11 protein-coding genes are annotated in these 10,542 nt (G+C 41.1%); 4 read left to right on the plus strand and 7 right to left on the minus strand.

Annotated features, from left to right (window positions below; all coding sequences use genetic code 11):
• Nucleotides 1–351, plus strand: a 351-nt coding sequence (locus tag G395_RS0126575) for an integrase core domain-containing protein (protein ID WP_026632794.1), incomplete at its 5' end; no start/stop codon positions are given.
• A gap of 37 nt (nucleotides 352–388) precedes the next feature.
• Here G395_RS0126575 and G395_RS0126580 read toward each other — a convergent pair.
• The 3 genes from G395_RS0126580 to G395_RS0126590 are packed head-to-tail and all read right to left on the minus strand — an operon-like array spanning nucleotide 389 to nucleotide 4,659.
• The gene (locus tag G395_RS0126580) at nucleotides 389–2,254 is read right to left on the minus strand and encodes a sialate O-acetylesterase (RefSeq protein WP_026632795.1); all 1,866 of its coding nucleotides are present in this window, start codon (nucleotides 2,252–2,254) and stop codon (nucleotides 389–391) included.
• Nucleotides 2,255–2,306: 52 nt separating this feature from the next.
• Nucleotides 2,307–3,779: an SGNH/GDSL hydrolase family protein gene (locus G395_RS0126585; protein WP_035362169.1), complete on the minus strand. Its 1,473-nt coding sequence runs from the start codon at nucleotides 3,777–3,779 to the stop codon at nucleotides 2,307–2,309.
• Nucleotides 3,780–3,813: 34 nt separating this feature from the next.
• Complete coding sequence (locus tag G395_RS0126590) at nucleotides 3,814–4,659, minus strand: leucine-rich repeat domain-containing protein (protein ID WP_026632797.1); 846 nt, start codon at nucleotides 4,657–4,659, stop codon at nucleotides 3,814–3,816.
• A 326-nt stretch (nucleotides 4,660–4,985) separates the two neighbouring features.
• Here G395_RS0126590 and G395_RS30650 point away from each other — a divergent pair, with 326 nt between their 5' ends.
• On the plus strand, nucleotides 4,986–5,213 hold the full coding sequence (locus G395_RS30650) for an integrase core domain-containing protein (RefSeq protein WP_035362171.1): 228 nt from the start codon (nucleotides 4,986–4,988) through the stop codon (nucleotides 5,211–5,213).
• Nucleotides 5,214–5,373: 160 nt separating this feature from the next.
• On the opposite strand, the gene G395_RS0126605 is transcribed toward G395_RS30650, so the two are convergent.
• Nucleotides 5,374–5,904 (minus strand): hypothetical protein, encoded by a 531-nt coding sequence (locus G395_RS0126605; protein ID WP_157486842.1) that lies wholly within the window; start codon nucleotides 5,902–5,904, stop codon nucleotides 5,374–5,376.
• 207 nt (nucleotides 5,905–6,111) lie between these two features.
• The gene (locus G395_RS0126610) at nucleotides 6,112–8,472 is read right to left on the minus strand and encodes a S8 family serine peptidase (protein WP_026632799.1); all 2,361 of its coding nucleotides are present in this window, start codon (nucleotides 8,470–8,472) and stop codon (nucleotides 6,112–6,114) included.
• A gap of 540 nt (nucleotides 8,473–9,012) precedes the next feature.
• Here G395_RS0126610 and G395_RS33185 point away from each other — a divergent pair.
• Nucleotides 9,013–9,354 carry a DUF1801 domain-containing protein gene (locus tag G395_RS33185; protein ID WP_026632800.1) on the plus strand — a complete coding sequence of 114 codons (342 nt, stop codon included), beginning with the start codon at nucleotides 9,013–9,015 and terminating at the stop codon, nucleotides 9,352–9,354.
• 24 nt (nucleotides 9,355–9,378) lie between these two features.
• Here G395_RS33185 and G395_RS0126620 read toward each other — a convergent pair whose 3' ends face one another.
• Both G395_RS0126620 and G395_RS0126630 read right to left on the minus strand, forming a co-directional pair.
• Entirely contained in the window at nucleotides 9,379–9,612 is a 234-nt protein-coding gene (locus G395_RS0126620; RefSeq protein WP_026632801.1) for a hypothetical protein, read from the minus strand.
• Nucleotides 9,613–9,799: 187 nt separating this feature from the next.
• Nucleotides 9,800–10,243 (minus strand): hypothetical protein, encoded by a 444-nt coding sequence (locus G395_RS0126630; protein WP_026632802.1) that lies wholly within the window; start codon nucleotides 10,241–10,243, stop codon nucleotides 9,800–9,802.
• Nucleotides 10,244–10,264: 21 nt separating this feature from the next.
• Here G395_RS0126630 and G395_RS0126635 point away from each other — a divergent pair.
• Nucleotides 10,265–10,542, plus strand: a 278-nt coding sequence (locus G395_RS0126635) for a transposase (protein ID WP_026632784.1), incomplete at its 3' end; no start/stop codon positions are given.

Here is a 10,542-nt window from a genome sequence, read left to right on the forward strand (position 1 = left end):
GGCGTCCAGTACTGCTCATGGAAATATGTTGACCGGCTCAGAGACAACGGCGTGACTATCAGCATGACCCAAAGCGGCGACCCTAATGAAAATGCGATGGCCGAACGCGTCTTCCGCACGCTGAAAGGAGACTTTGGCATCAGAGGTTTTCTTTCTTTTTCATCCGCATATGAGGCGATCGAGAAAGCCATCAACACTTATAACGCCATGCGGCCCCATGCATCGCTCGGATATCTGACGCCCCACCAGGCACATCACCGGAGTGGACCGCTTCCTTTGAAATGGTACCCGTACAAAAAAATCCGTTTTGGAAATGTCCAATACCCGGCTGGATACTTGAAAACCGGCTAACTGTCAACCGATTTCAGTAGCATATGATCCTTAAAGCCTATTTTATCTGAACAATCTTCCGAGTGAAGTATAGATCACCAATCATCAATTGGCAAATATAGGCTCCGTTCTTGGGAAGACTTTTTTTCAACGGATAGGTAAAATGACCCTTTCCGTGAGGCCCATTGGCCAATACCATTACAGAGTTTCCTGACTCGTCAAAAATTTCTAACCTAACATCACTTTCTCGCAAGACATTAAATTCAACTTTTAATTCTGATTCCACTGGATTGGGAAATACATTGAAGCCTACACTTGTTTCTTCGTCAGTGACTTCCTTGGCGACAGCATCAAAAGCTAACCCTTCTCTACAATTCGAACATATACCCTGAGGTACGACTGCTGTTGTAACCTGCCAATTATTTCCTTTTTTAACATAACATCGGTAATAACCGCTGGTATTGGTTTGCATGGTCTGAGCTGTACTAAAGCACGCGGTGCTATTAAGTGGAGGAGCATTATGAATTTCATCCGGGTGCCCCTTAACCCAACAATAACTATCATAACCAGCAACAGTACTCAAGGTGTAAACGGAGTTGTTGTTGGAGGCAGAAGCGCTTGGTACACTAGCGGGTGCAATGCGGGTGAACGCTGTAATTGTGGATGCCGAATTATCTAAGACACCATTCCATAGTGTCGCAAGAACCGTTAATCCATTGGAATTGCTTTCGGAAAAGTGTGTATTATCTGCTCTATGACTAATTGTTGAGCTGTTTTGATAAATATCAGTTAATGGCCCCAAAAAAACTTTGTTTGTCGCTCCCCCCGCCGTATTTCCCTGACCCGTTCTAACACCAATTGCCGCGGTATTTGGTGTTGGTGTCCCCCCCGAGGTGTTATTTGCTGATAGTGAGACTCGGGCGACCATCCAAGACAAGTTGCCATTATTGAGATCCAACCTTGACTTTGCTATAACATTATTCAAGCGACTGGAGTAGTCAGTTGCGTTGGGGCTATTCTGACTTGTATTGTTGGCTGCATCAGCTTCTCCTTGGTGCCAGAGAATCGCCCTGACTCCGTACTGCTGAACATACCAATTTAAAACGTTCTTGAGAGTTAGGTACGGTTGTCCCGTGTAATAAGCGGCAGGTTGTGCGGTCATATTCTCGCCAGCTGGAAAGCCCGCACACCATTCAGTCCCAAAATTTGGATGATATGCCGTTGCTCCATTGGCCCCATCACTCCAGTTCTTGACAGAGCTTCCGCCGGCTGCTGTATTAAAAAACATTACAGGCATGCCTCCTTTGCTGTCTGCATTAGCATCCGATATTTTTCTACCTAGTGCTTCGTACGCCCACCTCGTCGGGCCAGTGGGCCCGACTTTATCAAAATTTGTAAGAGCGTATATAGCTGCATTGTTGCTTGGAAATCGCTTCTCACAATTGAATGAAAGATTTAATCCTCTAATAAGCTCTGGATTTCCCTGCGGAGCCGGAGTAGTGAACCCGGCGCCGGTTGCACCTTGGGCATTAGATTGACCAGCAATCACAAAGACATCCCCCACGCCAGCGTAATTGGTTGCCCCAGTACTTCCTCCCTGCGTAAAAGTAAATCTGTACCACCCTTTGGGCAATGTCATAGTTCCGTTAAAAATACCTTTCGGAGCGTTAAGATTTATTTGTATTGGATTGACTCCGGCAATTGGGTTGTTATTTCCGTCTACTCTCGTTGCGGTGCAGGTGACTGTGTAGTTTGGCAAAGTAGCACCTAAAATCTGCCCGGCTATAGGAACCGCAGCATTGTTGTCTGCGCCACGTTGATAAACTCCCCCTTGCTTGGGAGCGCGAATATTCGTCTGAGCATAGAGGCCTCCTTGCCAGAATATTACTAACACCACCAAAATGAACTTTATATAAACTTGCATAAGGCTATAATTTAAACTTTTACAATGTTTTGACCAATAACTATATGTCTCTCTATTCCCTATCGACTTGCGATGCGAACTTTTTTAAATTGATTTGCAAAACAGAAGAGCCATAGGTAGAATTTATTGATTTAATAACTTCGTTTGCGATTACAGCGTGTCCAAGTGCCGAGGGGTATATGCCGTCAGAGGAAAAGAAATTGCCTTCTCGGCCTCCTGAAATTAAAATATGCCCCTCGCCCGTATAAACATTAGCATTGACACGGTGATAGAGGTCTTCTAAATCAACTAGTGCCAGATTATAGGTTTTTGCCCAGTTTCGAATACAATTATTAAAAAGCTTGATAGTCGTTGTTGTCATATATATCTCTTGTGCGTCCATTATATCTGCATTTGAAAGATTCAGATCCAACTCTCCACCAGAAAAATTTCTGAACAGGGAATCAACCGATTCCGTGGGTAAAAAATAAAATTCTGACTGAGGCCCCAAAAAATATTTTGTTTGATTTCGGGCATATTTAATTGACAGAGATTTCGCTTTGGTCTTTATCTTTTTAGCGGAATACCAACTTAAATAGGGAAGATCGGTTACCATCGGAATTGTGAAGAGCACCCCGTTGGAGCTTGGTGATTTCTTAATCAATTTCTCGATCGTCAATTTCAGCATACTTGACTCAGCTAAGTTTGCCTTATCAAAACCATAAGAATCCAGGTTTGTATTGTCCTTTACAAGATCAATTAGCTCATCGAATCCCTCCTCTAGAAAAAAGAATGTATACGGACGCATAAGAGCAAACTCCATTAGAGAAACTTTGTACTGGCTTATACCGGTATCTAATATACGTGCACCGAAAATCTGGCCAAAAGTCCAAGTTTTCCCATCATGATAAATACCGCATCCAGACTGGCATAAAGGTGTATTTGAAGCTATCAAATCTCCATGGGGAATGCCAAAATTCTGAACTGGCAAACCCCGATACCTCTCAAATTCAGGATACTCCGCCTCCCTCAGCGCTGCTAAATTATTAGACACCACATTCCATAAAGGATATTCATCTTTGTGTAGGTCCATTAAATAACCGGTTCCATTAGCTTCATTCCTATTAAAAATCGGCGATTGAAAACCTTTCACCCCAAATCGGGCAGCGACTAAGTTGGGAAACGCGGTTAATTGGCCAAAACGATACAAACCGCCATTTCTCACACCTGCTGTTAATCCACCCCCCAATGCAATCAACTGTATGTTTTTACCAGACACAAGAACTTTTCCCACATCTGCTTGCGGAATGTTCAAGGCAGCTATGCTGTCTTCGCTCACTTTCGACTGATTTGTAATTGTGCCTTTCAAAAATCTCCGCCCCTTCACGGGATAAAGGTTCTCGCGAACAGACGTTGAATCACTTCGCTCATCAATGGATGCTGTTGAACTTTGAAGATAATTTCTACTATAACTGTGGAAGCTGGCAGAACCCAGTATGGTAACAACCAGTCCTGCTTTGAAAAACAGGTGAGTAATTTTCATCATTATGCTTTTGGAGTAAACTTGATAATATGCAAACTTAAGGGCACTCTACGTAAGCTGATGTTTTGTCTTTATTCCACTTAGCGAATCCAGTATTATCCAGATTTGAAGTTTTCTCAATCGCCTTTCTTACGTCATCTACACAAATCGTAGTAATCTGATTATTTATACAATTGAGCATTTCTAATTTCGAACAATTGCTAATGTCTAAGGAAGTGAGCTTATTATTTGCGCATCCAATTGCTGTAAATGTATCAACATCCCCGAAATTGATGGTATATAACTGGTTTTGGCTGCAAACAAGCTCCGCTAAATTCTTGTTTGACCTTAGATCCAACGTGGTCAGCTTGTTTTCCCCACAGGAGAACTCGGTCAAATTTGTGTTTCGAGCCACATTTATTGCAATCAAATCATTTTTGAAACACCTAAACTTTTCCAGCCCCAAGTTTTCTGACACATCTAGCAATGATATATCATTATTGCCACAAAAAAGAATTTGAAGTTTCTGATTGCTCGATAGATTTAATGAGGTCAATGAATTTTCTTCACAGTTTAAATATTTTAGGAAGTGGTGACTACCAGTATTCAATGCCTTCAAATTATTATTGGAGCAATCTAAGTAAACTAAGTCAGTGAACGCCTCAATTCCATCGAGGCTCTCAATTGATAACCCAGCTAAAAAAAGAGTATCCACACCGGCTATATCCGCCGCGTTTATTTTCCCGTCAATTATTTGCTCCTTGTCAATTTTATTGTCAACCAAGTATTGCTCGAATTTCTTATCACTAACTTTTACTACGGGTATTTGAGTCTCGTATTTTTTCTTGCAACCACTCAACAGAACAAGGAAGAAAAAAACGAAAATTCTCAAAAATGATACCATAAACCCAGTATTTGACAATTAAATAATATTTTTGAACAATTTTAACACTAAGATTATTTGAAACCAACAGTTGTGTATTAACAAAATGTTACATATTTTTTTAATCTAATATGAAGTCGTCTACCATTTCCGTATTGGCATGGATTTCGATAAGGCCTTATTTGTAATACAACTCTGATATTGCCTAAGTTACTCATGCAGAATGAATTCCTATATCATATTGGAAGCTACAAAAGCATAAGTGCTGAAAAATCCAAGCAACTGCAAATTCAGTATAGTGGCCTGTCAAACAAGCAACTGCGTAGCGTCATCAAGGAATTCAGGCTATGCAAAAATTAGGCGCTGCACCCCGGGCTTGGCTTCCAATATTTATATCGGATAATCCCAGCATGGCTGAAAGCGGTGACCCGAACGAAAACGCCATAGCAGAACGTGTGTTCCAAACTCTCAAGGAAGATTTTAGATTGACCGGCTTCTTCTCTTTTTCATCAGCACAGACCAGCATCGCCAAAGCCATTTATGCTTACAATTCTTTCGACCACATGCATCTGTAGGCTACCTAACTCCCAACCAGGCACATCGCCGCTGAGTCTGTTGCCGCTAAATTGGTACCCGTACAAAAAAGTGCGTTTTGGAAATGTACAATACAGCGCTCATTCTCACGCACTGGCTAGCAGTCAACGAATTCTAGTAGCATACGCTTATATTGCTAGTTTAATTACCGATATATTCGAACACCGGACCCACTTGATTTACAATATCATCGTAGCTTTTGAATTTAGAAATCCAGTGTTCTTCTGATCCCTCTGGCACTAAAAAGTACACAGAGAAACCATATAAATCTGATTCCTTTAATTTGGATAAACTTAAGGCTGTTTCGGTCTCAAGCCAGTCATTTTGATACTCCTTCTTATCTATTGAGTATAATCTTGGGCTAACTTGTACCTCTGCATTGTGTTTTACACTCACAATGACTGTGGAAGAATCTTTTCCACTATTAGTGTAAGGTTTCTGATTAATATTGCGCTTAATAAAGGATAAACTGTCTTTGGGCATTGCCGAAGTATGAGTACTCTGCCCATACATTACCTTGACCGGGAGGTTCACTTCATTTATAAGATCGAAAATCTGTTGCGTTTCAATCTCACCTTTTGTAAGGACATAAACCTGTCCTGGGACGACAACGGTGTTAGGGTACAGGGTGTCGCTTTTGCAATTGTATAATGCTAGTGCCGCGATGATCATAACTAAGTATAAAGTTGCTAGCGGTCGTTTCGAAGATAGTGACATACGAATGAAATGGCTAAGGTGATTGTTCCAAGGCTTGTTTAGAAATTTACTTTTTATTAATCGAATGTGTTCTTCCTGATTACTTCCGTAATATCCAGGAAGAACACAATTGATTTGCATTCTTAAACGATACTAAAAATTAGAGAAATATCTTCTTCTCGTCTATTTGAGCACAACCTGACGTTTCTCGACATCTTTTCCTTTGGTAACATGTAAGAAGTAATTGCCTCGCTTATGGCTCGATACGTCAATTGTAATTTTATTCCCCTGTTCTAACTGCTGCTTACCGAACATTTCTCTTGGGTTCACTTGAACAATTGGTTTCTCCGTGGAAGTACTAAATAGTTCAATCTTGTCCGGCAGGGAATTTTGATTTTTTAAGTCCTCAAATTCGATAGTCACATATTTTTCTGCTGGATTTGGATATACAATATATGCAGAAAAGCAGTTTTGAATAGTCCAAAGTGTTTCCTGATAGGGCCCCCACCCGCAAGTATTTTGAGCGCGAATGTATATTTTTTGTGGATTGAATGCGGGGCTCTGCCAGTAGTCAATTTCGACAATTTTTCCATTTGGTGTTCTATTATTAATGTCCCAGTTGGAGTGATCCTGAATTTTCCACTCATAACCTGTGATTAGTCCTGGCCCTGAATAAGCAGCTTCCGCTTCTGTGGGAAGATTACATAAATTTATTATCCGTTGCCCGGTTCCTATATAGCCAGATTCTGCCGTAATAAGGCTATAAGATGGGGGGCCCGCTGTCACCCTTTTAGTCAACTGTTTTACCCCACAAGACGACGTAGCAACATTTGCACGGATTGTTACTACGCGATCAAAATGTCTCGTTGCTAGGCCTGAAGAATTTATTGACACGTTAGTTGGGCTGTCCGTAGACCAAGTGATCGAGCCAGAGGGGGCACCGTTTAAGGAAAAGCTTGCCGTCGAACAAAAAACATCTGGCCCTATTATTACTCCTTGTGCTTTCTGAACTGCTTTAAATGCGTTCACTCGGCCATACCCTGCTCGGGGCGTCCAGCTTAGTGAAGTGTTTTCACCACTACCTAGGGTGTAAGAATATCCACCAGATTTATCGGTTGTTGACTCTATTATTTGTCTCACTTGAAGTTGAGTTAGTGAAGGGTTTGCCGCCAAAACAAGTGCAGCAATGCCAGAAACAATTGCCGCCGCAGGAGAGGTTGCTGTTACATTTTTGTACGTGCTTGTCCGAGTGGTAGTATAAATATTGACCCCTGGCGCTACTACGTCTAATCCAGTCCCAAAAGCGGACCCAATACCATTCGGAATGCCAAATTCGCTCCACCTTTCGTCGGTGTTCTTTGTTGCTCCTACTGAAAGAACATTAGGGAGTGTCGCTGGAAATTCAAGATTTCCATCTTTATTCCCGGACGAGAAAACAACCACACACCCTAATCCACCTCTGCCGTTCGCAACAGCATAGTTAATTGCATCAGTTATAGCAGTATTTACGGGTGACTGCCAAGAGTTGCTAATAATCCAAGCATTGCCTGCGTTTGCTGCCCACAAAATGCCATCAGCACGTTTCTCTAGATATCCAGGACCTTGGCTATTAAAATTTAGACTGATTGGTAAAATCTTGCAATTAGGTGCTATTCCTGAAATCCCGGTGCTATTATGAGCTGCACCAATTATTCCTGCCATTTCGGTGCCATGTTCTCCTTGATCTTGTTGGGGAATGGTGGCATTCTCTGCATTATACCCAGGTAGTAAATTTGTTATGTCAGGATGATTTTTCTGTACTCCGTTATCAACCAATGCCACAATTACATTAGAACAGCCTTTTGTTGAGGCCCAAGCTTCACAAGCTTTAATATCGCTACCGGAGTTTCCGCTATTTTGACCAGTGTTTTTTAAATACCACTGGCTTCCAAAACTTGGGTCCGTTGTGCAGCTTAAGTCATCGGTGCCCAACAGTTCGGGTTCACTTGCGCTAAATTCACCTGAATCATGAAATTTGTTTGCTATCTCTAACGAATTTCCAACCGATTGTTTATTGCAGCTTAATGCATACCATAAAGGCATGTATTGAAAGCTTCCTATAATTTCGACTCGGGACTGTTCAGCCATCTTTTCCAAAATGGCAATGTCATGGCTACCTTTTAATTTAACATATAAAATCGAAGAAAGTGCATACAATTTGCCCGATTCATCATAGAACGAAGGCGCATCATATAGTATATTTGTTTTATCAATTTTATCAATCTGTTCTGAATTGATTCTTGCCCAAGTGATATTCCGTTTGCTAGCTTGCGCTTTATGTCCTTTCATCCCTTCTCCAAGTACTGAGTGATGGACTAACTGTAAAGCACCTGATTCCATCTTTGCAGATTCATCGAAGACTATAAAACGATCATTCTCGTTGATTTTTAGCGAAATTTTTCTGTCTCCATACCAATAAAAATTTTTTGATTCTTCCTGTTGCGGCTTTTGAGAAAAACCTGATAAAAGGACTAACAACAAAATGGGTAAGCAAAGCTGTTTCATGAATAGATCAGTTAACAATAATTATAATTGTGATAAGTGGAAGGAAAGTGCCTTATGGTTACTTAGCAAAGTTAGAATAATAAGTATTTCTACTTTTACCGTTAAATAAATTTACATCTCCCTAAGGAGCAGTAAAGCATGGGTTTTCTGGTAAAGGAGACTTTGGCAACAGAAGTTTTGTTGCTTTCCATCCGTATGAGACGATTGAAAACAGCTTAAAGAGGCATGGGGTTGCTAAAATGGTTGTGTGAAAGAAATATTTATTTTCATACTGTCTACGAGCCTAAGCTTTATGATCAAATATCTACTTATGCCGCATGGTATCAAATAACCATCAAATAAGAAAAGCACCTTGGTTCTCTCAAAAGAGTGTTTTCAATGGTAAGAGACTGAGAATGGTGTATAGTTATCAAATGAAAGCACAATGCGGCAAAGACGTTCATTAAATATGGAATATAAAGCTAGCGCTTAGATTATAAACGATACTGAGATGCCTTTTGCTAGTTACTTAGCCTGGCATTTAATTCAAAAGTTCATATCATGCTTCGTGCCGTAGACCATTTTTTTGATTCCAAATCAGAGCCTGTCAACAGTTGCCTTAATGCATTGCGTGCATTCATATTGAAATGTAGCACGGATATAAATGAGGTCTGGCGATATGGTATGCCGTTTTACAATGATCATGGAAAAAGAATTTGTTATATATGGATTAACAAAAAGACTGGCTGGCCATATCTAGGTATCGTTCAAGGAAATCTAGTAGATCATCCTGATTTGATTTCCGAAAACCGTTCAAAAATGAAGGTCCTACCGATTGATCCATGCATAGACCTACCGGTGATGACTATCTCAGAAATATTGAATTTAGCTCTAAGTATTTAGTACCAGTGAAAGGGTTTCTAGGATCTATAACGATTGCAAGCTTGAAACGATCGCTTCGATCAAGCCTTTGCTAACTTTCGTTTCATCCCCGGGCTGCCTGATTACCCGATACTGGTGCTGTTCATCCTGTTCAAAGATCAGCGTCTTATCCTCGATTTGAATATGCAATTGGTAGGTATAGCCCACCGTTAGGATAGTTAAAGGAAATTCGTGACTGGCGCCCAGGTATTCAACAGGCAGCCTGATCGTCTCATTCATAAATGGGTGTTAGTGAGCATCACTTTCAGGTACTCATTGGTCTGGTTAAGTTCATGTTCGTTATTGAAGGGCCGCTCAAAGCTCTGGAAATGCATTTAAAGGTTGCTTGATTTCTTGCTGATAGCAGCCATATCCTCTCCGAGGTCATATTTCGCTTGCAGGCCTAAGTTGACGTTTAATACTAATATTAGGACTCTAATTTGCCCCAGTACCCTGAGTATCTTCCCGAGATAGGTTTGCCATTTGCTATTCCATTGAACTCCACAGCATAGCGCGATTCACCAATTTTGCGTAGAGTAAAGGTCATTTGCTTTTGATGACCACCAGATGAAGAAGTGTCGTTACCGACGGAAAAGTGGAAAAGGTCATCGCCTTTTAAGTTATACTGACCTTCTGGAATCTCACGAATATCAAGCCGTGTCTGGTATATAACTAACAGCAAAGATTCTTTTCCTTCGATAGACGTGCCCCGTAGTTCAAATATTAGGTGTATCTTAGTTCCATCCGCATTTTCATATAAAACAATTGTAGCAGTGTCTAGTGCTGCTTTGGCACTGTTATTAAATACGATTTCGCCACTATTTGCCGGTTCAGGCTGTTCTTTGAGGTGGCTCCAAAAAACGGCACACATTTTTGCACATTATGATGCAGAATGAAAGACCCCAAATCATTAAAGACTCGTCGGAGCTACGATGCTGATTTCAAGCAAGAAATGACCAGGATGTTGACTTCGGGCAGAAGTGCGAAGGAAATTTCGGAGTCATTTGGAATTGCCGAGAATGTTCTCTATCGTTGGAAAAGGATGGCAACAAAAAAGACAAAATCGAATAGCGGAGAAAAGGTTAGCGACAGAGCAGCAAAGTTGGCTGGCGAAGTAGCAAAACTACGTGCTGAGAACGAGCGCTTAAAAACTGACCGCGAAATCTTAAA

The organism is Dyadobacter alkalitolerans DSM 23607, assembly GCF_000428845.1.
GTDB classification, from domain to species: domain Bacteria; phylum Bacteroidota; class Bacteroidia; order Cytophagales; family Spirosomataceae; genus Dyadobacter; species Dyadobacter alkalitolerans.

Bases quoted from the DNA above. Each gene is read 5' to 3' on its own strand.
- G395_RS33185 (WP_026632800.1), top strand. From the start codon at position 9,013: ATGCTTCGTGCCGTAGACCATTTTTTTGATTCCAAATCAGAGCCTGTC.
- G395_RS0126630 (WP_026632802.1), bottom strand. From the start codon at position 10,243: ATGTGTGCCGTTTTTTGGAGCCACCTCAAAGAACAGCCTGAACCGGCA.
- G395_RS0126605 (WP_157486842.1), bottom strand. From the start codon at position 5,904: ATGATCATCGCGGCACTAGCATTATACAATTGCAAAAGCGACACCCTG.
- G395_RS30650 (WP_035362171.1), top strand. From the start codon at position 4,986: ATGCAAAAATTAGGCGCTGCACCCCGGGCTTGGCTTCCAATATTTATA.
- G395_RS0126590 (WP_026632797.1), bottom strand. From the start codon at position 4,659: ATGGTATCATTTTTGAGAATTTTCGTTTTTTTCTTCCTTGTTCTGTTG.
- G395_RS0126585 (WP_035362169.1), bottom strand. From the start codon at position 3,779: ATGATGAAAATTACTCACCTGTTTTTCAAAGCAGGACTGGTTGTTACC.
- G395_RS0126580 (WP_026632795.1), bottom strand. From the start codon at position 2,254: ATGCAAGTTTATATAAAGTTCATTTTGGTGGTGTTAGTAATATTCTGG.
- G395_RS0126610 (WP_026632799.1), bottom strand. From the start codon at position 8,472: ATGAAACAGCTTTGCTTACCCATTTTGTTGTTAGTCCTTTTATCAGGT.
- G395_RS0126620 (WP_026632801.1), bottom strand. From the start codon at position 9,612: ATGAATGAGACGATCAGGCTGCCTGTTGAATACCTGGGCGCCAGTCAC.